This is a genomic window from Hufsiella arboris, assembly GCF_009834875.1.
GTDB classification, from domain to species: Bacteria; Bacteroidota; Bacteroidia; order Sphingobacteriales; family Sphingobacteriaceae; genus Hufsiella_A; species Hufsiella_A arboris.
On record NZ_WVHT01000001.1, the window covers coordinates 687,222 to 710,588 of the forward strand.

Annotated in this window: 24 protein-coding genes; 12 read left to right on the forward strand and 12 right to left on the reverse strand. The window is 44.1% G+C overall.

The genetic code is table 11. The features are described 5' to 3' along the window. Nucleotides 1-8 precede the first annotated feature (8 nt). From GS399_RS02965 to GS399_RS02975, 3 genes are read right to left on the reverse strand one after another with little or no spacing between them, the layout of a single operon-like run. Complete coding sequence (locus GS399_RS02965; protein ID WP_160843081.1) at nucleotides 9-1,016, reverse strand: Hint domain-containing protein; 1,008 nt, start codon at nucleotides 1,014-1,016, stop codon at nucleotides 9-11. Nucleotides 1,017-1,023: 7 nt separating this feature from the next. Further along, a complete protein-coding gene (locus GS399_RS02970; protein ID WP_160843082.1) occupies nucleotides 1,024-2,190 on the reverse strand; it encodes a pyridoxal phosphate-dependent aminotransferase in 1,167 nt (388 codons plus the stop codon). Between the two features lie 16 nt (nucleotides 2,191-2,206). Continuing rightward, complete coding sequence (locus GS399_RS02975; protein ID WP_202409361.1) at nucleotides 2,207-3,805, reverse strand: flavin monoamine oxidase family protein; 1,599 nt, start codon at nucleotides 3,803-3,805, stop codon at nucleotides 2,207-2,209. Between the two features lie 352 nt (nucleotides 3,806-4,157). Here GS399_RS02975 and GS399_RS02980 point away from each other — a divergent pair, with 352 nt between their 5' ends. Further along, a complete protein-coding gene (locus tag GS399_RS02980) occupies nucleotides 4,158-4,871 on the forward strand; it encodes a C40 family peptidase (RefSeq protein ID WP_160843083.1) in 714 nt (237 codons plus the stop codon). Nucleotides 4,872-4,888: 17 nt separating this feature from the next. On the opposite strand, the gene GS399_RS02985 is transcribed toward GS399_RS02980, so the two are convergent. Both GS399_RS02985 and GS399_RS02990 read right to left on the reverse strand, forming a co-directional pair. Next, nucleotides 4,889-6,634, reverse strand: a complete 1,746-nt coding sequence (locus GS399_RS02985) for a glycoside hydrolase family 3 protein (RefSeq protein ID WP_160843084.1) — start codon at nucleotides 6,632-6,634, stop codon at nucleotides 4,889-4,891. 168 nt (nucleotides 6,635-6,802) lie between these two features. Then, nucleotides 6,803-7,033 (reverse strand): hypothetical protein, encoded by a 231-nt coding sequence (locus GS399_RS02990; RefSeq protein WP_160843085.1) that lies wholly within the window; start codon nucleotides 7,031-7,033, stop codon nucleotides 6,803-6,805. A 151-nt stretch (nucleotides 7,034-7,184) separates the two neighbouring features. On the opposite strand from GS399_RS02990, the gene hflX reads away from it, so the two are divergent. From hflX to pafA, 6 genes are all read left to right on the forward strand, one after another. After that, a complete protein-coding gene (hflX, locus tag GS399_RS02995; protein ID WP_160843086.1) occupies nucleotides 7,185-8,369 on the forward strand; it encodes a GTPase HflX in 1,185 nt (394 codons plus the stop codon). 543 nt (nucleotides 8,370-8,912) lie between these two features. Next, nucleotides 8,913-9,293: a 30S ribosome-binding factor RbfA gene (gene rbfA, locus GS399_RS03000; RefSeq protein WP_160843087.1), complete on the forward strand. Its 381-nt coding sequence runs from the start codon at nucleotides 8,913-8,915 to the stop codon at nucleotides 9,291-9,293. Next, nucleotides 9,293-9,988 carry a peptidoglycan DD-metalloendopeptidase family protein gene (locus tag GS399_RS03005; RefSeq protein WP_160843088.1) on the forward strand — a complete coding sequence of 232 codons (696 nt, stop codon included), beginning with the start codon at nucleotides 9,293-9,295 and terminating at the stop codon, nucleotides 9,986-9,988. Before rbfA ends, GS399_RS03005 begins: the two co-directional genes overlap by 1 nt. A gap of 25 nt (nucleotides 9,989-10,013) precedes the next feature. Continuing rightward, nucleotides 10,014-10,670: a TonB family protein gene (locus tag GS399_RS03010; RefSeq protein WP_160843089.1), complete on the forward strand. Its 657-nt coding sequence runs from the start codon at nucleotides 10,014-10,016 to the stop codon at nucleotides 10,668-10,670. A 4-nt stretch (nucleotides 10,671-10,674) separates the two neighbouring features. Then, nucleotides 10,675-11,061, forward strand: coding sequence for a hypothetical protein (locus GS399_RS03015; RefSeq protein ID WP_160843090.1), 387 nt, complete (start codon nucleotides 10,675-10,677; stop codon nucleotides 11,059-11,061). A gap of 89 nt (nucleotides 11,062-11,150) precedes the next feature. After that, nucleotides 11,151-12,800: an alkaline phosphatase PafA gene (pafA, locus tag GS399_RS03020; RefSeq protein ID WP_160843091.1), complete on the forward strand. Its 1,650-nt coding sequence runs from the start codon at nucleotides 11,151-11,153 to the stop codon at nucleotides 12,798-12,800. Between the two features lie 56 nt (nucleotides 12,801-12,856). Here pafA and GS399_RS03025 read toward each other — a convergent pair whose 3' ends face one another. Genes GS399_RS03025 through GS399_RS03035 form a run of 3 tightly spaced genes read right to left on the reverse strand, consistent with a single transcriptional unit; the run spans nucleotide 12,857 to nucleotide 15,945 of the window. Then, a complete protein-coding gene (locus tag GS399_RS03025; RefSeq protein WP_160843092.1) occupies nucleotides 12,857-13,420 on the reverse strand; it encodes a sugar O-acetyltransferase in 564 nt (187 codons plus the stop codon). 4 nt (nucleotides 13,421-13,424) lie between these two features. Then, a complete protein-coding gene (locus GS399_RS03030; protein ID WP_160843093.1) occupies nucleotides 13,425-13,952 on the reverse strand; it encodes an RBBP9/YdeN family alpha/beta hydrolase in 528 nt (175 codons plus the stop codon). Nucleotides 13,953-13,980: 28 nt separating this feature from the next. Further along, nucleotides 13,981-15,945: a M1 family metallopeptidase gene (locus tag GS399_RS03035; RefSeq protein ID WP_160843094.1), complete on the reverse strand. Its 1,965-nt coding sequence runs from the start codon at nucleotides 15,943-15,945 to the stop codon at nucleotides 13,981-13,983. A 171-nt stretch (nucleotides 15,946-16,116) separates the two neighbouring features. Here GS399_RS03035 and GS399_RS03040 point away from each other — a divergent pair, with 171 nt between their 5' ends. Next, the gene (locus tag GS399_RS03040) at nucleotides 16,117-16,275 is read left to right on the forward strand and encodes a hypothetical protein (protein WP_160843095.1); all 159 of its coding nucleotides are present in this window, start codon (nucleotides 16,117-16,119) and stop codon (nucleotides 16,273-16,275) included. 63 nt (nucleotides 16,276-16,338) lie between these two features. Here the strand turns inward: GS399_RS03040 and GS399_RS03045 are convergent, their stop codons facing one another. Further along, complete coding sequence (locus tag GS399_RS03045) at nucleotides 16,339-17,700, reverse strand: cysteine peptidase family C39 domain-containing protein (RefSeq protein WP_160843096.1); 1,362 nt, start codon at nucleotides 17,698-17,700, stop codon at nucleotides 16,339-16,341. A gap of 11 nt (nucleotides 17,701-17,711) precedes the next feature. Then, on the reverse strand, nucleotides 17,712-18,341 hold the full coding sequence (locus GS399_RS03050; RefSeq protein ID WP_160843097.1) for a hypothetical protein: 630 nt from the start codon (nucleotides 18,339-18,341) through the stop codon (nucleotides 17,712-17,714). A gap of 108 nt (nucleotides 18,342-18,449) precedes the next feature. Here GS399_RS03050 and GS399_RS03055 point away from each other — a divergent pair, with 108 nt between their 5' ends. The 4 genes from GS399_RS03055 (at nucleotide 18,450) to GS399_RS03070 (ending at nucleotide 20,599) form a co-directional block, all read left to right on the forward strand. Continuing rightward, on the forward strand, nucleotides 18,450-19,328 hold the full coding sequence (locus tag GS399_RS03055) for a rhomboid family intramembrane serine protease (protein WP_160843098.1): 879 nt from the start codon (nucleotides 18,450-18,452) through the stop codon (nucleotides 19,326-19,328). Between the two features lie 55 nt (nucleotides 19,329-19,383). Continuing rightward, nucleotides 19,384-19,671 carry a helix-turn-helix domain-containing protein gene (locus GS399_RS03060; protein WP_160843099.1) on the forward strand — a complete coding sequence of 96 codons (288 nt, stop codon included), beginning with the start codon at nucleotides 19,384-19,386 and terminating at the stop codon, nucleotides 19,669-19,671. Between the two features lie 119 nt (nucleotides 19,672-19,790). Next, a complete protein-coding gene (locus GS399_RS03065; protein WP_160843100.1) occupies nucleotides 19,791-20,222 on the forward strand; it encodes a MauE/DoxX family redox-associated membrane protein in 432 nt (143 codons plus the stop codon). Nucleotides 20,223-20,329: 107 nt separating this feature from the next. Next, nucleotides 20,330-20,599, forward strand: a complete 270-nt coding sequence (locus tag GS399_RS03070) for a hypothetical protein (protein WP_160843101.1) — start codon at nucleotides 20,330-20,332, stop codon at nucleotides 20,597-20,599. Between the two features lie 16 nt (nucleotides 20,600-20,615). Here GS399_RS03070 and GS399_RS03075 read toward each other — a convergent pair whose 3' ends face one another. Beyond that, nucleotides 20,616-21,935, reverse strand: a complete 1,320-nt coding sequence (locus GS399_RS03075) for a TlpA family protein disulfide reductase (RefSeq protein ID WP_160843102.1) — start codon at nucleotides 21,933-21,935, stop codon at nucleotides 20,616-20,618. A gap of 34 nt (nucleotides 21,936-21,969) precedes the next feature. Then, the gene (locus tag GS399_RS03080; protein WP_160843103.1) at nucleotides 21,970-23,367 is read right to left on the reverse strand and encodes a RagB/SusD family nutrient uptake outer membrane protein; all 1,398 of its coding nucleotides are present in this window, start codon (nucleotides 23,365-23,367) and stop codon (nucleotides 21,970-21,972) included.

Here is a 23,367-nt window from a genome sequence, read left to right on the forward strand (position 1 = left end):
GTAAATCATTATTTCTGCATAACCATCACGCCATTCAGCAGCAAAGTATTTCCTTCCTCAGCTTCGATATTGTAAACTTTCTGAGAACCTTCGCCGGCTTCAGTTTTATTTAACACTGTATAAAGTTCGTAGGATTTCGTCAGTTCATCAAAGCAGTACACTTTATCGCCGGACTTTATTTCGCCTGCTTTTTTTAATCCTTCCGAGGTTTTCATCGGATGGTTGGGCGTTGCTTTAAGAAGTTTCCCCGAAAGTTTCACTACTATTCCCTGGTCGTTAGCCGACTCAACAGCATCGACCAATGTCAGGCTGGTAATGGCATAGTTCTTTGCCTCGTGTACGATAAGTGATTTAACCTTTATCGCTTCCTGTTTTTTTGTCGATTCGTTCAGTGTTAATACTTCATCGCCAGGTTTTAGATCTTTCAGCAATTTTTTACTGCCATTTAACATGGTTACTTCCTGTGAGCCGGGGAAGCAGATATCGTTGCCATAAGTGGCATGCTCGTCTTTCATTTCCTTGCCGCCGTTTAGCACAGAATATTCCAGCGAGGCAACTTCCTTCGAAAGAACATAAGACAATTTCAGCACGAAGTTCTTTTCCATTTTGTCAATGCCGTGAATGTCTTCAAAATAGGCTTCCCACACTTTCGGATCGGCGCTTGCATTCGGCAAAAGTGCCTGGTAAACTTTGCCTTTCTCGTCGGTGTAAAAAATCATCAGGCCTAGTTCCTGCATACCTTCTTTTGCGATGAGCTTATATAGGTCAATGCGTTTTTTTAAGCCATCGTCGCCGGTTATAAAGTAGGGTTTTTTAGCCTGGTAACGGTCAAGGACATACGTGTTTTCAAATTTCACGTAGGTTTCGTTATCCAGATCTTTGATGGTGAAGGTTTTTGCTTTTTTATACTCATCCATTGTAAGCGGGCGCGGCGTTTTAGCGTCCTGGGCATGGCCTTTAATTACAATTAGAATGAACGTTGTTGCCAGTAAAAATCGTTTGATATTGAATGTCATGAGTTGTTTAAGATAATTGTTTAAAAGCTTCGGCGAAGGCCTGCATCTCATCCATACGGCCGATGCTCACGCGGCACCAGTCTTTGTCGTTAAATTTCCAGTAGCGGATCCCGACTCCCCGTTTCATCATTTCATCACTGAACTTCCGGCCATCCATTTTCAACTGGAACATCACAAAGTTGGTTGAAGATGGAATATAATCGTAGCCTTCAGCTTTTAGTGTTTTGTATAAAAACTCCTTGGAGGCCATTGTTTTTTTGAAAGCTTCCTGCAAAAATGCCTGGTCCTGGTAGGCCGCTAGTGCCGCCATTATAGCGGGAGCGGAAATAGACTGGTCGCCAACCGTGTATATAGATAATTTCTGAAGCATTTCTTTTGATGAAGCAACATAACCAACACGCAGTCCGGCAAAACCGTAGAGTTTTGAGAAAGTACGGGCAACCAATACATTTTGCCCTTTTTTAACGGCATCGAATAATGTACTTGATTTTGGGTCCGGTAGATAATCTATGTACGCCTCATCGATAAACACGGTTACTTTTTTTGAAACCCTTTCTACAAAATCCTTCAATTTTGTGGTATCTAAAACGGTTGCAGTGGGATTGTTGGGATTACAGATGTAAATCAGCTTTGTGCCGCTATCTATCTTTTTCTCCATTGCATCCAGATCAAGTTTATATTCCGACGTTAATGGAACTTTAACAATTTTACCGCCAAAATCTGCCGCACAGCGGATCAGGTCATCGTAGGTTGGATCGCCGCAAATGATGCTGCCGCCATCTTTAGAGAAATACATTGCCGCAGCATGAAGTACGGGTGTGGAGCCAGCATCCAGGGCGATCTGATCTTCATTTAAACCTTCGTAAGCAGCAATTTTAGAAGTAAGTTCCGAAAAATGCAGGAAGGGATACTGATAACTATTCGCAATTGCATCCTGGATTGCCTTTTTTGCTTTATCGGATGGGCCGAAAGGGTTTTCATTTGCCAGTAAGCGGGCCTTCAGCTCAGGCATGGATGATAATACTGCTGCCTTATCCGTTAATGCAGTTGATTTAAAAGCACGAAATACGGGTGCAGCTAAAAGTTTTTCGGCCGCTCCGGAAATAAAAGCGAAGCTTCCGGCGAGCAGAGCTCCGGATTTAATCCAGGTGCGTCTTGTAATTTCGTTTGCCATAATTTTATAGTTTAGTTTAACCTTTTGATTCAGTTGTTGGGTATGCTATTCGCTGTTCACTTAACCGGGCATGTACGTCAGCGACTACGCTTCTTGCCGATTCAAAAGCCCCGGCCATCCACGCATTCAGATAAGTAAGGTGTTCTCCCGCGAAATAGGTTTGCTTATCCGGTTTTAGTAATGCCTGGTATTGCGTCTTGCGTGTTTCGCTGGTGTAAACTGCCCACCCTCCCAGGTTTTCAGGAACCTTGTGCCAGCTTACCGAAAATGCATTTTCAAATTCGTTCGCATATTGCGGATGGATCAGTGAACCTTTGCTCAGTGCCAGTGTCAGCCTGTCCTGGTAAGAAAGATCGCCAACCGCTTTGGCCTTGTCATTAAAGTTATAGTATCCCAGCAGTATTCCTTTTTTGCCCTGGTAGTCGTTTGACGGATAAAAGATCTGCGTCAATTCGTTATTTGTGTGAGTGATGCCACCATATATAGCTTCGTCTTCCTCCCAGAAACGGCGCTTAAATTGCAGGCCCATTTTGCTTGTCTGGATATAACTGGCGAAGTCGATCGACCGGGAAACGTCGCCCGAAAAATTATGATTGATATTGCTGAGAACCGGCAAAGGAATCGTGCAAATACACAGATCAGCTGTAATTGATTTGCTTACTCCTTTTTCGGTATAAGTAACTTTTACACCCTGATCGAGATTGGTAATCGAATCGACCTTCGCGTTGAGTTTCAGGTTTGCCGCAACTTTCTTTTCCAGCGCTTTAGCGATCTGGTCCATGCCTCCTACTGCCTGGAACATGGTCATCTGCAATTCATAGGTATACTCCGCCACGTTATAAAAGTCGGGTTCCATCAAACCGGAGCCTAAGATCTCGGAAAGCGTGTATGGATCAGAGATCTTACCGGAGCGATTTTTTGGTCCCGGTTGTTCGATATATCCGCGTCTTGCCGATGCTTTGTAAAGCTTATCCGGATCCAAACCGCCTTCTGCCATTAACCAGGAGATTACCTTTTCGCTATCCTCTTTGGTAAAGCCTGTGTCCAGCTTGTTTTGATCTATAGCCTTAGCAAGCAACTCGGTGGTATAACCTCGCAAATCATTGTGGATTTCCCTTACCCTTATCTTTTTATTTGACAGCGCTCCTTTGCCTTCGCTGAAATAATAGGCGTTTTCATTTACATTATTATATATCTGTAGCGGAACGCCGAGCTCTTTGCAGTAATGAAGGGTTAGCTGATGGTGGTGTGGAATCCGTGACGGACCAGCGTTAAAATAGAGATCATTGTCAAATTTTGCCTGCTGCTTACCGTTGGTTATTTCTGTTGACAGGCTGCCATTGCGTACACTCCAGCAACGGCCGCCAGAACGTTCGCGTGTTTCAAGGATTGTGCAGGTGTACCCTAACTTATTTAATTCATAAGCCGCGGTCATTCCGGCAATTCCCCCGCCTAATATCACGATGGACTTTCCATTTCCGTTGCCCGTTAAGTCAAAAGCAAGGGCAGGTGCCGACTTTAGCATACCCAAAGCCAGCATTATTGGTAAAGTTCCGCCGGTTAAAGCGCCGCTTTTTTGTAAAAAATCTCTTCTTGATAATTTTTCGAGACTCATTAATTGTAATTTTTTCCCTTTTGCAAACAAAGGCGACAATTTATATAAAAAATCAAATAATTTGTCAGCAACTTTTATTAAAACACAAAATATACAGAATGAAATTTAAAAAATCGGAAGCGCGGAGTTTCGGCTTATTATAGGAGCGGATAACAAAATTAAAGATAATTAAAGCAATCTGTGTATTACTTGTGGAAAGGCTAAGATAAAATTAACGAATACTTAGGGAGTAGTCATAAGCCATACCTTACTGTGAATTAAGCTTAAAAAAATGATCATAAATTGATCAAGGTTTTGCAAGCTCCTGTTAGTAATTTCGGCGCAATTGCCTTAAATGCGAAATGTTTATGTCATGAAAACCTGCTTCATTTGCTTATGTTCATTACTGTTTATCTGCAAGGATAGCTTTGCGCAAGGCATTTTAGGAAGATTGAAGCAAAAAGCCCAGCAAATTACCGAACAAGCCATAAATAAAGCGGCCGACAAGGCACTCGAACAAAAGCCGCCGCAGAACGATGCGCCAGGCCAGGAAAGTTCGTCAGGCACCAATGCTGGTTCAACCCAAGGTGCGGGTGAACCGAAATCTTCAAATTCGGCTATCGTTAATTCGATGATCAAAACAGATACGCTTATAAACGGAATCGACACCGTTTATCATTTCAACACTTCAGCAATTACACCAAAGGATTTTGTTTCCTATGCTTTGACGCTTAAAGGAACGCCGTATGTTCCTGGTTCGATTGATCCGCAATACGGGCTTGACTGCTCGGGCTTCATAACGCATGTTTTTAACCATTTTAACATCTCCGTACCAAGAAGGACTTTCGATTTTAAAAATGCGGAGAAGAAAATTTCTATATCAGAGGCACAGGCTGGCGATATTATTCTTTTTACCGGATCAGATCAAACACAAAAGATTCCCGGCCACATGGGGATAATTACTGCAAAAAGCAAGGATATACAATTCGTCCATGCTTCTTCAGGCTTAACACATTCCGTTACTACTTCTACGTTGAGCGACAGCTATTTCAAAAGCAGGTTCCTGGCAATTGTGCGGGTATTTTGATTAACTCGTCCTCTTAATTATTGAGCGTTACCTGTCATTTGGGCCGGCTGCAAAGTAACCTGCAGGCCATCTCCGTTTTTGTAGAATGAGTTGATGCTAACAGGCAGTTTGCCATTCGCCGTCATCATGTGGCTGATGAGTTTTACATTGCTCCGCTGCCCCATCTCGTTGTTCTCATAATTCATTACCAACGTTTTGCTTTTTTCAATTCCCGGTAATCCAGCTATTGTGTAAGGATTTGCAAACACGCATGTAATGGTATTCAGCCTGGAAAGCTCGGCAATAAAAACTTTCAGTCCGGCCGAATAGTCAAGTGTGCTTTGTGGCCGTTTGCGTGTATCATGAACGGATAATACAATCTGATCATAGGTCTTCAGCTGCTTCAGCATTGCGTTCATATCGGCAGCCGTAGCAGTTTTTGACATGACGAAGTTCATGGAGTTGCTGAACTTGGCTTTCAAATCTGCCTGGAAAGGTGTGATGTCAGTTACTCCAATGCTGATTATAGCAGTTTTTGCATTGTAATTTACATTTTGCAGCAGGCTGTCGCTGTTCAAAACGGTTACAGCAGCATCGCTTAATTGCTGTTTTAGTGTTAATGCTTCGGGCCGGTTCACATCGGCGGTTAGGTTTTGCAGATTGGTTGCCTGGTAGTTGTTTAATCCGGTCCAGTATTTTGCCGTGAGGATTTTTTTAACGCTTTCATTCACGCGGTCCCAGGTAAGACGATGATTGCGTATGGCTTTCCTGATAAGATGAATAGCACGATCAGTATTCTCGGAAAGCTCGATCACATCGTTTCCGGCAATTACAGCACGAACATCCGCTTCGCCGTTAGGAAAATATTTTACCACTCCTTTCATTTCCATTGCATCCGAAAATATTAAGCCCTTAAAGCCAATCTCTTTTTTAAGGATACCGGTTACGATAGGTTCAGAAAGTGTTGATGGCAGGTGCGGTGTATTGTCAAGGGCCGGAATGTTCATATGCGCTACCATTACGCCGGAAGCGCCCTGTTTAACCAATTCCCTGAATGGATACATCTCCAATGAATCAAGCCTTTCTTTCGTGAAGTTCAGCTGCGGGAGATCAAAATGAGAATCTACGTCAGTATCCCCATGGCCCGGGAAGTGTTTCAGGCTTACGAGGATTCCGGCGTCCTGCATGCCCTTCATATACGCGCCGGCTTTTGCAGCGACGTTAGCTTTATTATCACCGAATGAACGGTAGCCGATCACCGGGTTTTTTGGATTGTTATTGATATCAGCGTCTGGCGCGAAATTAACCTGCATACCCATCCGGATAAATTCGCGGCCAACTTCCTGGCCCATCCGATAGATAAGATTATTGTCCTGGATGGCACCTAGCGTCATTTGGTATGGAAATGAAATTGTACTGTCGAGGCGCATCCCTAAACCCCATTCAGCATCCTGGGAAATCAGCATAGGAACATCAACCAGCTTTTGATAGCGGTTAATCAAGGCCGCCTGCCGTACTGGCCCTCCCTGGAAAAATACGAGTCCGCCAACGCGGGTATCTTCAATCAAATCAGCGACTGAATCCTCATAAGCTTTTCCTTTATCGGTATGCGCTCTTACAAAAAACAACTGGGCGATGCGCTCACGGCGTTTCATGTGCTTAAACGTTGAATCTACCCATGCATTGTTCTGCTGAAGAGATTCAATAAACGATGTTTTATTTTGGGAGTAGCAAACGGAAGAAACAAAGGAAAACAGGAAAGCTGTAACAGATATTTTTCGCATAATTTATCAGGCTGAGCCGCTGCAAAAGTACTAAACAATGGCAAAATTGTTTTACGAAAACAAAGCTGTTACAATGAAACTCCTTACGCCAAACAAGTTAACTGAGGCGATATGCCCAGGTCTCGCCCGGTGTAAGGAGTTATTTGTCTTGTGCTGACAGGGCCGGTATTATGGGCGCTGTGGTGGTTTAGCAGTTGTATCTGATGTTGATGTGCCGGTTTTGGTAGTATCAGTGGTAGTTCCGGAAGTGCCGGTTTTTGTTGTATCAGTCATCGAGCCGTTGGTCGCAACACTGTCTGACGTAGCTGTTGAATCAGAGCTATTTTGCCCCTGTTTACTGGTTGAACATCCTGCATAACTCAAGCTTGCAGCCAGCAGGATAAAAAGTACTTTTTTCATAGTTTGATGTTTAAATTGCTTATTTACAACTATTAACGTTTGTTTAACCATTTAGTTTTAACAGTAACATCTGAAGCCGTGAACACAGATTTTAGCAATCAAAAACATCTGTAACTTGAAAGGGTTATCTTTGCACATTGGAGATAATTGAATGCCAAGACAAAAATTTTATGATACCGCGGTACAGCCTGAAAAAGCTGTTTTAATTGGGATTGTTACGCCCGGACAAACCGAGCAACAAACGGAAGAATACCTTGAAGAACTTAAGTTCCTGGTCGATACGGCTGGTGGTGAAACCGTAAAGTCCTTTACCCAGCGCATGCAGAAGCCTGATAGGGCAACTTTTGTGGGTACGGGCAAGCTCGAAGAAATCAAAGCATTTATCGATTCAGAAGAGATCGATATCGCCGTTTTTGACGATGAACTTAGTCCGTCGCAATTGCGGAATATAGAAAATGAACTGCAGATCAAGATTTTGGATCGGAGTAACCTTATCCTCGACATTTTTGCAAAACGCGCGCAAACGTCGCAGGCGAAAACACAGGTCGAGTTAGCGCAACTGCAATACCTGCTTCCGCGATTGACACGTTTATGGACCCACCTTGAGCGTCAAAAGGGCGGTATCGGTATGCGCGGGCCAGGTGAATCACAGATTGAAACCGACAGGCGTTTGATTTTAAACAAGATCTCATTGCTTAAAGAGCGTTTAAAACATATCGACAGACAGAATGAAACGCAGCGAAAAAATCGTGTCGAATTGGTGCGGGTTGCCTTAGTTGGATACACCAACGTGGGTAAATCAACGATTATGAATATGATTTCAAAATCGGAGGTATTTGCCGAAAACAAGCTGTTCGCAACACTTGATACTACGGTAAGAAAGGTCGTTATTGAGAATCTGCCGTTCCTGCTTTCCGATACCGTAGGGTTTATCCGGAAACTGCCTCACCACCTGGTAGAGTGCTTTAAATCAACTTTGGACGAGGTTCGTGAAGCGGATATCCTTATTCATGTTGTCGATGTATCGCATCCTAATTTTGAGGATCAGATCAACACGGTAAATGAAACATTGAAAGATCTTGGCGCAATTGATAAGCCGATGATTACCGTTTTCAATAAAATTGATGCCTACAAACCGGAAACACATCCTGGTGAAGACGAGCAGCCTGTCACCCTTGCTGATTTTAAAAACAGCTGGATGGCGAAACATAATAGTCCGGCGATTTTTATTTCGGCTTTAAAGAAAGATAACATTGAAGAGTTTCGCTCGATGTTGTATGAGCGGGTGAAGGCCATTCACACGGAGCGTTATCCGTACGATCAGTTGCTGTATTAGCAAGTAAGAAGGTGTGTTCAAAATTATCAGTTTAAGGTCTGGGCTAAAATTATCAGCTTTAATCGTAAAGTTGATTTTTGAAAACGAACGGTAGCGTTTCTTCGCAACTTCAGCCCTGCTCTTTGTTGCAAGTTTTTTTGTGAACGGTTTGTAATTATGAGTGGAAGTGAAACAAAAAAGCTTTTCACGACGATCAGGTTTATTGCACAAAATCCTGTTTTCCATCGGATTAAAGCCTGCGTCGGGATCTTGAAATAGCAGCAATGCATGAACGGTTATAAACCTGATATACGCGGAAAGCTTAAAGTTGCAACCGTTTTCTATACCCAATTCGCTTCACTTTAAGCTTGCAGCATTAGCAGGACTATCGGAGGCGAAATGTACAGAACAGTGCTTTCCAAAATTTTAATTTATTCCATTTTAAAGCAATAGGTTGCCTACCCCAACAGCAATAGTGTATCAATATTACGCCACCCTAAAATGTATCGAATATGATTTACGCCCACTTTTACGTTTATTTGTAAGACATCTCAATTAAGTACAATGGAATCAAAACGTCAACAGAAATTTGCGGGAGTAATACAGAAGGATCTGGCACAAATATTCCAGCGTGAAGGGATGAGCTTTTTGCCCAACACACTAGTTACTATTACAAAAGTGCGCGTCACGCCGGATTTGGCTCTCGCGCGTGTCTTTTTAAGTTTTTTCAATAACACCAATACAACGCTGGCATTAAATACGGTTAAGGCACATGCCGGCGAAATCCGTTATAAACTTGGTGCCCGGATCAAGGACCAGGTGCGTGTAGTGCCGCAACTCGAATTTTTTGTGGATGATACAAATGAATACGTTGAGCGGATGGATAAATTGTTCGAAAAAATCAGTAAGGAACCGCGTCAGCCTGATACCGAAGAAGAGAATTAATGTCCGTCTGCAGTTCTCAAAGCCTGGAAATTTATTTATCAGAAACAAAAGTTTGTCCGATAGTTGACTTTAATAAGGACGCAGATCGGCTACTTGTACTGGATTTCACTGCCGCCAATAAGGATCTTACAAAGGAAATTTTAAACGACGTAAACGCCTTTTCCACCTGGGTTAAACAGTCGATAGAAAGTCGGCATTGCCGTTATGGAATCGGAGGCTACACCGAGCATCGCACAATTTATAGTGTAAGCCCTCATTTTGATGCCGGAGAGGAACCACGAAGGCTGCATCTGGGTGTTGATATCTGGTCCGGCGCTGGTACTGTTATTTATGCTCCCCTGGCATCAACCGTACATAGTTTCGCTTTCAACGACAACCGGGGCGATTACGGCGCGACTATCATTTTAAAGCATGATTTGGCAAACTGCACTTTTTACACGCTGTATGGCCATCTTTCTTTAAAAAGCCTTGACGGTCTAACTGAGGGGCAGGTTTTTGCTGCGCGTGATAAATTGGCAACACTTGGCCCGCCTGCGGAGAATGGCGGCTGGCCCCCGCATCTTCATTTTCAGCTCATCTCCGATATCGGAAATTATCATGGAGACTATCCTGGTGTCTGCAGGTTTTCGGAAAAGGAGATGTGGTTGAAAAATTCACCCGATCCGCAAATGATTTTGAAATATACGTTTAACTAAAAAAGCATAATGTTATTTTTATAAAATGCTCTACTGGATATTTTCAATCATTTCGATAATTTTTAACCAGCCTGGGAATCCTGAGTTTAAAGGCGGTAACGACAGGCTTAATACCTTTATTGGTAATTCGATTGTCTATCCCGAATTTTCCAAGCAAAACTGTATCCAGGGAACGGTGCAGGTAAGTTTTTTGCTTGATCACCAGGGTAAAATCGTAAGTTCTAAAATTAACAAAGGTTTTGGCCTGGATCTGGATGCCGAAGCGCTTCGGGTTGTCCGCCTGACTTCCGGAAAATGGATCGTACCGGCCAGTTACGATACCACTTATTCGGTGATATTGCCTATTAACTTTGCCCTGCAAGACTATCAATGCAATACACGTTCAAAAGACGATATTAATAAAGCGATTGAAAATTACCGTTCAAGGCAGGATCTCTCGAAAGCTGTTGTGAATTTTTACCGCAACAAGGAAAAAGGAACGGATAACGCAGCAGATGAAATGACGATTCTTGACCTAAAGGCACAGTTAGGCTATGACGACCGTTACATTGACCAGAAACTTCGCGAAGCACAAACAAAGCTGAAACAAGGCGATAAAGAAAGTGCCTGTGAAGATTTTAATTTTATCCATTACATCGGCAGCGATAAAGCCGATAAACTCCGCAGCCAATACTGCAACTAATTCGATGAGAAATTCCCTCAAACTTTTTGCCTTCCTGGATATATTAAGCATTGCTTTACTGAGCCGGCAGGTAGTTGGTATTTTTACCAATTGGAGCCAGATTCCCCACGAAACCTTATCGCAATTAAAAATATTGATTGTTTTACTGGTGTTCATTTCCCTGTTTGGATCAGCGTATTTCCTGTTCTTCGCAAAAAGAGCCGGTGCGATAATCTATTATGTACAGTTTCCCCTGCGATTTATAGTATGGATATTTTCATTTGGATTTTTAACGTTGCTTGCTCAGTACAGCTCATCTGAAACTGTTTTCGACTGGCTGTTTCGCCTGGTGGTGTTACTGGAGTTTCTCAGGTTATATTTTACGATTAAAATTCACCGGGAACTCTGGTAACAAGTTTCTTACCAAACGCATTTACATTGTTAAGTTTACAATTTCTTAATTAGTCATTCCGATATTTACGGCTTCAAAACAATTCAGTAATGAAATTGAGGAACAAAATTTTATTAGCCTTTACCTTATTTTCCGCATCGGCTCTGGCACAAAAAACAAATACAGCCAACATACAAAGTTTACCGCGTCCGAAACTGGTGGTCGGTATTGTTGTGGATCAAATGCGTTGGGATTACCTGTACCGCTATTATGATCGTTACTCTGCCGGAGGATTCAAACGTTTGCTGAATGACGGGTTTAGTTGTGAGAATACATTCATAGATTACGTTCCAACGGTTACGGCAATTGGCCATAGCTGCATTTATACAGGTTCTGTGCCGGCCATTCACGGCATTGCTGGTAACGATTGGACTATACAAGCGACCGGAAAAATGATGTATTGCACGGAAGACACGACTGTTCAAACCGTAGGAAGTACATCAAAGGCAGGTGAGATGTCACCAAAGAACTTGCTCGCCAGCACCATTACTGATGAGTTAAAGCTTGCTACAAATTTCCGGTCGAAAGTTATTGGCATAGCATTAAAAGACCGGGGAGGTATTCTGCCTGCGGGTCATACGCCAAATGCGGCTTACTGGTATGATGATCAAACCGGGAACTGGATCAGCAGCACGTATTACATGAAAAATCTGCCGGCCTGGGTTGATGCATTCAACGGCCAGGCAATAGGGAAGAAATATATGTCACAGCCCTGGACAACGTTGTATCCTGTAGCCAGCTATCAGCAAAGCACAGCAGACAACAGCCCGTATGAAGGCCCGTTCCGCGGCGAGAAAACCACAGCCTTCCCTCATGACATTTCTTCTCTAAAAACTATGGATTCCGGAATTTTGCGTTCAACGCCCTTTGGAAACACGTTTACACTTGATTTTGCTAAAGCGGCGGTGCAAAGTGAAAACATGGGAGGCTCGGGATTTACCGATTTTCTGGCTGTAAGCCTTTCGTCAACCGATTATGTTGGTCATCAGTTTGGCCCTAATTCGATCGAGGCTGAAGATACTTATCTCCGTCTCGATAAAGATCTCGCTTCTTTTTTTAGTTACCTGGATTCTAAGGTGGGTAAGGGAAATTATACAGTATTTCTGTCTGCTGATCACGGAGCAGCGCATAATCCACAATTTTTAATTGACCACGGAATTCCGGCCGGCCTATGGCCAATCGGACAAGTTTCCGCCGGCCTGAATGCTTTTCTAAAAGAAAAATATGGCCAGGATAAAATCGTTTTGAACCTGGGAAACTACCAGGTGAACCTGAACAACCAGCTTATCGCTTCAAAAAAGCTGAATGAAGACGCCATTCGGAAAGATTGTGTGGATTATCTTAAAAACCAGGATGGGGTGCAGTATGTAGTCGACATGAAAGATGCAGCTTCCGCTACGGTTCCAGCCGGCTTGTCGAATCAAATTGTAAACGGTTATAATAAAGACCGAAGCGGCGTTGTGCAAATTATTCTCAAACCGGGATGGTACAGCGGTTCGAGCAAAACTGGCACTACGCACGGCACCTGGAATCCTTATGATGCTCATATTCCACTGGTCTTTATGGGTTGGGGCATTAAGCATGGCAAAACCAATGAAATAACACACATGACGGATATTTCGGCTACGCTCGCTGGATTGCTTAGAATACAGGCACCTAGTGGTTGTATCGGCAAGCCGATCACCGAGGTGCTTAAATAGATGCGGCGATTCCAATAAAAGGGCGCTCCTTTTTATCAAAATATGATTAGCCAGAACTAGTCTCTCTTAAGCTTTCTTATAACCTTACAGGGATTTCCAGCGGCAAAAACGTCGTCCGGAATATCTTTTGTCACCACACTGCCGGCTCCGATCACAGTCCGGTTGCCGATCGTTACACCCGGACAAATAATAGCACCCCCTCCAACCCACACATCTTCGCCGATTGTAATCGGCTTAGCGTATTCCAAGCCGGAAGCACGCTCCTGGTGATCCAGCGGATGTGTGGCAGTATAGATCTGTACCGCCGGGCCAAACATTGTCCGGCTGCCGATACTTACCTGGCATACGTCCAGTACCACGCAATTAAAGTTGAAATATACTTTATCGCCTGTTTTTATATTATAGCCGTAATCGCAATAAAAAGGCGTTTGTATCCATAATTCGCTCCCCTTATCCGGGATAAGCTCGTCGAATATTTCCGACTTCTTAAGGGTTTCATCTTCCCGGCTTTCATTCAGCTCTTTCAGCAGCAATCTCGTCCGTAGCCGGTCATTGCTCAGCTGTTCGTCCAGCGCATTGTATAACTCGCCGGCAAGCATTTTTTCCTTTTCCGTTTTCATGACCTCAATCCAGTTTTTTAAGAAATTCCAGGCCCTCGTTCCATTTATAAAATCCCGAGGCGGCGTTGATGTGCCCGGCTTCACCAATATCAACGAATCTGCTGCCCCAGCAATCTGCAAAGTATTTGGCGCGTTCAATGCTTACCCACTCATCGTTCACACTTGCCACCACCAGCGTTTTGAAATCGAACCGGTCCAACGGCATTGGTGCGAAGCCGATAGCGGGAAATGTGTAATTAAGCGCCTCTACATCGCTTGGCGCAACAAGCATCGCGCCTTTAATCCGTTTACCCGAATGCTTCGCCCAGTGAGCGATGGTTGCGCACCCCAGGCTGTGTCCGATCAGGATCACTTCGCTTAGATCTGCGTCTTTCAGCGCTTCATCAACCGACAACAGCCAGTCGGAGCACACCGGCGCATCCCATTCTTTCTGGTCAATACGGGTGAAGTTGGCCGCTGATTCTTCAAAATAGGTTTGCCAATGAAGAGGCCCGGAGTTGCCTAGTCCGGGAATAATAAAATAAGAACTCATATTGCTTAACTGATCGTATAACCGGAAACTATCTAACCTTAAACACATTATTTGCACGATTCGTATCAGGCAAGCCTGCATCCGGATCAACCGACACAGCGCTCACTTCCTTATCTACCGCGAGACTCAATGTAACCGACGCGTTTTGCATCCAGGTTTCAACCGGGAGTTTTACCCGCTGGCTGCTTCCATCTTTAAATTCCACTTGCACCATTACCGGGAAAGCCATTTTATCAAGATTCACCAGCGTGTACTGCAGATTTTTCTTCGCCGCGTCATACCTGGCGTCCTGTACAGCCACATCGAATTTCCAGTTGTTGAAATAGAAGCCGCGCCAGAACCAGGCCAGGTCTTCACCTGCGCCGTTTTCCATAGCATGAAAGAAATCCATTGGATACGGATGCTTATAAGCCCATTGCTCGGTATACTGCTTAAAGGCGTAGTCAAAGCGCTCGGAACCAAGAATCTGCTCGCGCAGCAGCACCATAGCGAAGGCCGGTTTAAAGTAAGTGATAGTATGCCGGTATTTTTCAGCAACCTGGTCGGGGTTGGTCATGATCACCGGCGTATTTGGATCGGCCATTGCTGCAACGATCTCATCCGCGGGATTACCGCCGCCGGGTGCATACTCGCTGTCGCGTTTAGGTGAGTATTCGCCTTTGTTAAATTCATCAGACGCGAAAATATCGATAAAGGTATTGAAGCCCTCATCCATCCAGGCAAAACGCCGCTCGTTCGAGCCGACGATCATCGGAAACCAGTTGTGGCCAATCTCATGCGCAGTTACCCAGAAAAGTTCCTTTCCCTTGTCATTAATACCGTCGAATACGATACCAGGGTACTCCATGCCGCCGGCGACACCGGCTTCATTGATTGCCGTCGGATAAGGATATACGAACCATTTCTTAGAAAATATTTCGATCGATTCTTTCAGATACTCGGTAGCCCGTCCCCAGGCCTCATTTCCTGCGCTTTCAACCGGGTAAACCGACATAGCCAGCGACTGCTTTCCTTCCGGAAGGTTTACCCGTGCAGCATCCCACATATAAGCTTTCGAGGCGCCGAAGGCCACGTCGCGGGTATTGTACATTTTGTAATGCCAGGTTAAATTGCCTTTTTGAACAGGCCTTGATGAGGCCTGCGTCACTTCTTCCGGCGTGCGGATCATAATAGTTTTGTCGCTGTTCCTGGCACGCGTAAGACGTTCGAGCTGTTTCGGGGTAAGTACTTCCTGCGGATTCTGCAGCGTGCCCGGCCCCGCCACGATCATATCCCATGGTACCGTTACGCTATAGTCGAAATCCCCGTACTCCAGGTAAAACTCACCGCTGCCAAGAAAGGGCAGGGTATCCCAGCCACTCATATCATCATAAACACACATGCGCGGGTACCACTGCGCGATCTCGAAGATCTTGCCATTCTTCGTTTTTGCGAAATCCGTTCGCCCGCCGAAATCGCCAGGAATGGTATAATGATATTTTATTGCCAGCGTGATCCTGCCGCCTTTCGCCGACAAAGCTTTCGGCAGCCGAACCTGCATACGGGTATCTGTAATTATAAAATCAGCTTTTGATACATTTCCGTTATACCCTGCTTCCACCGACTCGACCTGGTAACCGGAAGTGAAATCCGCCGGTTGCCGGCCGGTAAAATAGTTGGACCGGGCACCTTTCTGGTAGGTATTCTGATCCAGCTGCAGCCAAAGGGAGTTCAGCGGATCGGGACTGTTATTCGTGTACGAAATTATTTCATTGCCGCTTAATTGGTTACTGGCGGTATCGATACTTGCGCTCAGCTTGTAATCTGCACGGTTCTGCCAGTAATAAACGCCCGGTAAACCATTAGCCGAACGTACAGTGCCTCCGTTTTGCGTATAAAATAAAGGCGCAAACAGTGCCTGCGGATCATATACTGATTTTAAGGGTTTTTCCTGGGCGACAGCAAACACTGTACAGCTTCCAGAAACTAATAGAGCAACAATATTTTTCAGCATGCAAATAAGATTTGCCGTAAAAATAAGATTTGTCACGAAAGTCCCGCTAAAAACCAGGCTTCTTTTCCGGGCAGCTAAGGCTCACATTTTCAAGGACTCACAATTCTGATCGCCGCGGAAATATCCTGTAAAATTTGTAGATTTGTTATAACCGGCAAATCAACTAACAGTATGGACATTCCAATACCACATGGCCACAAAAGCAGGTTTCGCTTTATCAAGGAGTTTGAATACATCGATTTGTTTCCCTATAGCATCTGCCTGATTTCTATCATCGGTGAAATATACCTGATTCACCTGGTGCTGAAAATTACGGAATCGTTTTCGTAAGGGTGGTTGAGGGTAGGCCTTTTCCTGCTCAAGGTGTTCTACTTTCCCCAAAAGCAATACACATCAGCCATGTTCTTTGCCCATCAGGCCATACAACCGGTTAAGGGCATCTGTATGATCGCGCAATTGCAGGATGTGCTGGTAAATTTTCTGCGTCGTTGCGCTAACCGCCAATGTCAGCATAAAGGCAGGCATCAGTGTTGCTAAAGTAATCGTATTATTCATACACTCGTAGCTTAAATTCGCCGCCGCGATAAACAGAAAACCGCCGCATAACATCTCAAGCCGCAATGCGAACTTTCTACTTAGCTGGTGATAATTTAATATTGCATGATTAAGTTCAGTTAAATTAAGATGCCCTTGAAAAGCCTCAAATTGAATTACATTCTCCACCTGCTTATATAAAAAGGAAACGTTCAATCGTTTTTCACTCAAAATCCATTCAGCCTTTACGGCTAAGCTAATTGCCACTAGCATACCAGTGCACAGCACAAGCGCGGTAATAAAGGAGTAATAGCAAAGGCCGGCAAAAAATATAATTATCAATAAGGCATCATTCAGCAATTGCGGGAAAACGCTCTGCAAACCTGACAAAAGTTTTGATATATCATGAAACCGTGTAACAATATCTTGCCGGCTGAAAAAATGACTTGAGGCAGCTGTAAACTTTTTAAAGGCCCCGGCAAACGAGTCCAGCAGCCTTGCATTTGCATCGTTCAGCAGTTCTGCAAGTATACTTTGCCGGGTGACCGACAACCAGTATCTGCCGGCGATCATCACTGCCATCAGAAACATGTATAACAGGTAAGTTTCAAAGCGGGCAGCCCTGTGGATCTTGTCGGCAAGAGTTTGAAAATTGATCATAATACCCAAGCTGGTAAAGGTCAGCGCCAAACCAAGAATCACGCTTAATAACCATAATGCAGTGCCACCTCCGAGAAGACGCAATAACCAACGCCATTTGCCAACAGCGGTTGCGTGGTATATACTGACCTTGCAAGGATTGATTATTAACGCGGCCCTACTAACCCATATATCCTGCAATTGAGTATCGTTTAACAACAGTAAGCCTTTAGCCGGATCTCCGATAAGGAATTTTTTCAGAAAAACGCTATAGCCATAACAAACAGCAAAATGATTTCCGGCAGACCCTTGCGTATGTAAAAGCACCGGCTCATGCTCCCTCAAGTCATAAGTTTCAAGCCGGCAGGCGCTTGTATTGAAGTTCAGTAAAATGGCAGCTTGCTTAATATCGAAAAGTGTACATCCCGAGTCACGCCTTATCTGACAAAGGTCGGCTATTTCCAGCGGGTGAACAGCAACTCCATAGTAAGACACCAGTGATTGCAAGCAGGCAGGGCCACAGTCATTCAAGCTTTGCTGTTTAGCGAAGCTTTTGTAAATCTTCCAATAATTAAGTGACATGACAGCAGAATTCAAAGCGTGCTTACTTTTACCGTATAAATCATAGTCATGCCCGTCCACAGTATTAATAGAGGCAGGTATGTTTTCAAAATAATACGCAGCGAAGTATTGTAATCGCTCATAGTATCGCGTTTGAACAAAAATGCGAGCACAAGGAGGTATAATAATTCGAATGCGTTAAGAATCCTTAAAGGGTACAACCACATCATGTCCAGCCGAGCCGGGTCAACCAGGGACAGCAACGATAGCGGGTAAGAATTTTGCCATTCATTAAAGCCGGACGGCGGATGGATCAGGAACCAGGCGACTTTGAGTGCGGCCGGCACCAGGAAAATCATGTCGGCCAGCAGCACCGCCTCTGTACCCTGCCGGAAACTGATGCGGCAGCCGGCTAGCTTAAATCCAGAATAGAAGAGCGCTGCCAGCAACAGGCATTTTGCAAGATTTAACAGAATGGCAACGGAATAAATGAGCCATTTCAACTGCTCATCCGGAAAAATATTTTCTATACTGCCTGCATTCCATTCAGCTATCGCGCTTGCATAGAAGCTGTTTGTCAAAATCCATTTATCAGAAATCAGCATTAATGATAACTGAATGATACAATTTAAAATTAAAAGAAATTTAAGGCTAAGTTTCATATATTAGTTAACGGTTATTTAACAATGCCGTAAAATTGGCGAACCAAAACCTTAATTGCTATTACTCAGAATTTTAAATTATAACCTATAGTTATTGCTTTCTTAAATATGAATTTCGTAAAAAGCTTTTTATCTCCGGAAACGCTGCTGTTTGTAATGATTCTTTGCATGGCAAGTATTTATGCACTGCGAAATAATAGCATCTACCGCTTACTTCTGCACCCATACAGTATCGAAAAGAAAAAGGAATTTCATCGCTTGATCACTGCAGGTTTTGTACATAACGATTATGCGCAATTGTTGATAAATTCGTTGACCCTGATTTTTACCGGGCCATTTTTGCGGAAAAGCCTACCTAACGGAATACCGGGAACCCTGGAATGGCTGTTGATTTATCTAGGCAGCTGTGTTGCCGCGAATTTGCTATGTTATTTATATAACCGGAAGGATTTTTATTACAGCAGCTGTGGGGCGAGCGGTGCAATCATGGGCTGTATGTATGCCTATCTCTACCTGCATCCTTTTGAGAAGGCGCTCACTATCATGTTTGTTGTCCTTCCGAATTTTATAACAATTCCGCTTTGGTCATTGTTGATGCTGAGGTTATTGAAGAAATATAAAACTTCCCGGGTGGATGACCTGATGCATCTTTCCGGAGCCTTGGCAGGCTTGCTGATAACGATGCTGCTCAGTTATCAGATAAATGGAAAAGATAACGAAAAGGCCGGGATAAACCCGGCCGCCTGTTACCACCATTCAAGGCAATTAGGTCCGGTTGCGGCGGATATTCCGCCGATAACTGCGCCGACTCCGCCGAACAAACTTCCAACAGAAGTTGATACGGCAATCGATACAGCGCAAGGTGTTGAGCCGCCTTCAAGCTCTTTTAACTCTTCATCAGTAATTACATTCATTGTGAAAAATTTTGGTTCCTTCCCTCTATTGGGAATTAATGTAAATCTTCAAAAGTGCCCTGGCCGATGCTAAAACCCATCATTGTAATTTATAACTGTAGGTTGTACCAACTCTTAAATGCTTTATTATGAATAAGAAAGATATTGGCGAAAAAATCCGTATTCAACGGGTCATCAAACAGTATAGCCAGGAATATGTGGCCAACTGTATGGATATCTCCCAGGCTGCTTATTCGAAGATTGAACGCGGCGAAACGGAGCTTTCCGTTGAGCGCCTTTATGAAATTGCCGAAATACTGGAAGTTTCGCCTTTTACATTCCTTCCTAAACCTAAACATGGCAGAATGATCAATACGGCAGGCTTACGAAAAACTATCGTTACAGGCTGGAAGCGATTGGCTGTCTTATTCGGATAATTGCCAGCTTAGAGTCTGTCGGTCACAGTTTATAAAACATCTAGGAGTAATTTAGTTTCGGCGGTTGTTAAAAGCGATCCCGTGCTTATCCAATTTTGGGCTGTCAACCAACACAGATAATGAAAAGGATAGTATGGCAGGATGCGACCGTTGCATTGCTAATCTTATTATGGGTTTATGCTGCTGGCAGTAAACTGCTGAACTATGAATACAGCCGGCAGCAAATGATGAACCAGGTTTTTTCGGCGAACATGGCGAAGCTCCTCACCTGGATGGTGCCTGTCTCCGAGCTATTTACAGCGGCATTGCTATTGTTTACCAGCACTCGCTATTACGGTTTGCTTGCTTCTCTCTCGCTCCTGCTCGCATTTACGGCCTATATCACCCTAATCAAACTCAATACTTTCGGCCGCATTCCCTGCAGCTGCGGAGGCGTCATCGCTAAACTGAACTGGCAACAGCACCTGGCCTTCAACATCATCTTCCTCCTTCTCACGGCACTTTCATTATTTACGAACCAGCACAGAAAGGAGGCAACGGAAAAAAGGTAACCAAGCAACGCGCATCTCCGGGCAGCCCGGGGAGCCTGATACGATCAATTAAAATTTAAATCACCTAAAGTTTTTCCTGCTTTTTGATTTATAAAAGCCTGCTTGTTATGAAAAAGTTAAAAATTAATTTGGCGGTTATTGCTGTATTGTTGGGCGGAGGCGCTGCTTTTGCAGGTGCCGGCAAATTTCAAACGCTCAACGTTTACAATACAAAAGCCAATTCCGACTTCAGCGCACCCAATTGGGCGCCTATTTCCGGAGGTGCGGGTACCGGCGCGTGTGACGCTGCTACGCAAAGACAATGCAAGGGCCATAAAAACAACCCTTCTAATCCAAGTGAAATACCAACTGACGTAGTTCTGGGTAACAGGAATTAATATCATAAAAGCATGGTCAATTTGCCATGCTTTTATTTTTTTCACTTATTGTCAATACCATTACTTCTGCCTCTTTTTTTATAAATTTCAAATCGTATTTATTGAGCTCCTTATTTAAATGATCCATATCTGAGATATTTCCATTAAGAACAAGATCTGCCGGCAAAGAGTAACCAGTTTCGTCGATCAAACAATACGGGCTTATATCATAATACCAGAAATTCAAGTCACTTAAAAGTCGTTTGAGTTTTACATTTCCCAACTTGTATCCAAACTCATTCATATCAGCAATCGGAGTACCGCCTTTGGACACTATTTTATCTTTTTGAGAAGTCCGGACCAACACGTAGCATAATCTTTGCTGTTTACCAATGCTGGCGTTTAAATCGGGTAAATTATATTCCAGATCCTTTTGCATGATCTCCCAGGCTTCCTGTTTTAGCTCTGAGGGCAGAGATAATTCATAACAATAAGTGTAATGCTCAAGCCATCGCTTACCAAATATTGCTTTGGTATCTCTTACTTTTACAGTATCCCGGACTTTAATATCAATGCAGGCATTGGGTATGTAATGGCTTCCTCCATATGCCAGCCTGAATAACCAGAAAGGAGACATGTTTGTACAGGTTATCCGCCAATCATTCAACCTGAGTGAATCATTATTTTCCAAATGGTATCCGGCGGGCAACCCCGGCACATAATTTGAAAAAAAACTGTAGCGTTTTTGAGAAAGCGTTATGTTTTTTGGAGCCCCATATAAAAGCTCTACCAGCGGGTTGGCAAGATCATAATCAAATTGGCGATAGTCGCTCTTCTGCTCTAATTCTTTAACATTATTATCCAGTACCCGGGAGATTGATTTCGAGTTAATCTCATCGTACCCCGTAATAGCTAATACTTTACCTGCCGGACTGATCCACACATAATGCGGATATAGGTTGTGAGGAAACATGTTAAAAAGAATCGTATCCTGTACCACTTCCGGGAATTTGAAATTACTTCCGTTCTGGCGGCCCAACTTCTCAAGGAACGGTAAAACCACTTCAGCTTTTTGCCCCGTAACCGGCAGAAACTGAACCTTACCATTGAACTGCTTTTGCAGCTTTTCCATCTCCGGTATCATGCTCACACAACTGGCGCACCAGGTACCCCAAAAATCAATGATCAGTAACTTCCCTCTAAAATCTGAAAGTTTGGCACTGTTACTTTTATAATTGTGGATATTTAAAATTTCAACATCAGGCACCGTATCGCCGACCTTCAGGTTTGAAAGTACCGGTGGTTTCTGAGCCGTTATATTATTGCTAAACAGCAATGTCAGTAATGAAACGGTCATTAGCTTTTTGAATATTTTACAAGTAATCATGCGCTTATCTTTTATTTTGTTCAATGCCGCTTCCGCTGATCTCGTCGTCGGGAACAGCGAACGTGTATTTTAAATCATTAGCAGGGAGTGTAAACTTGGAGCCTTTATAGCTGCGGGTAAGAGCTACTGCGAAGCGGCTGTCTTTATTCAAGCGGCGCAGATATGTCCAACGTAACCCCCGGGCCACCAATTCTTTGCGCTGCTCATTCAAAACGATCTGTAGCACCGCTGCGGGATCTGTTACGGTATAAGGAACATAGGTTCCGGTCTTCCACCTCTTAATTAATACAGTATTAATGTCGGCCAAAGCGTTGTCCGCATCATTTTTTCTTGCCGAACATTCCGCGCGGATCAGGTAAAGTTCGTCTACCGCCAGGCCGCCAAATGGATACGCGGAGGCCAGGTAGGTTCCTTTGTAATTTCCGCCTTCAGTAAAATAGAGACGCTTGCGCAGGTCATTGTCATCATAAGAGTTGTATAAGGCAGGTTCGGCAGTGACGGTCAGCTGGTTCAAAAAGGCCGTGTTCACACGACTATAATAGATCATTTCAGGGTTGCCGTCTGTCAAAGGAATAGGAAATGGTCTTGCCGCCGCCGTATCGAGGTCGTTATAATCGACCAATTCATGTGCAAGCTCCAGTGCCGAAGTGGCAAACTTCGCCGCCTGCTCATAATTCTCCATGGCTTGATAAACCCTTGCCAGCAGTGCACGGGCGGCCGATTTACCGGGCCGAGTGAGCGCAACTCCTTTATCGGGCAGCAAGGTCTCTGCCTCTTGCAAATCGTCCACTATACGTGTATAAGTATTAGCAAGCGTCCCCCTGACTGATTTGATGTTCACGTCTGACTCAAGCCGCACCGGGATCCCCGGCGTTTTATCGGCTGTCGCAGCATCATAAGGTTGTGCGAATTCCTGCGCCAGGTTATAAAAAGCTAATGCCCGGTAATACAAGGCACTCCCTTTAATGGCCTGATACCGTTGTACATCTGCGCCGTCAGTATTCAACTCCTTTAATCCGTCTAACACTACGTTGGCATAAAACACCTGCTTGTAGGGCCGGTACCAGTCGTCGACAACCGTTGTTACGTCATAAATATCGCTTGCCCAGGTATATAAATTCCGGTATTGCGGTAGTTGTCCGTCCAGGCCCTCATCACTCATTACAAAGTCGCCGTCGGAAATAGTATTGTAAAAAGGCACGACATTCATCACCTCGCTGCTGTTATCCAGCAATGCCTGGAAATCGTCCAGTTTCTCAGGCACCAGCAATCCCTTATCCGGTACCGTGTCTAAGAAGTCCTTCTGGCAGGAATAACTTATACAGCTAAGAAGTAATATGGAAAGGTAGCCGCGCCAGGCTATCAGGCGGCCGGGTTTTAATTGTGTCAATCTGTTATTCAT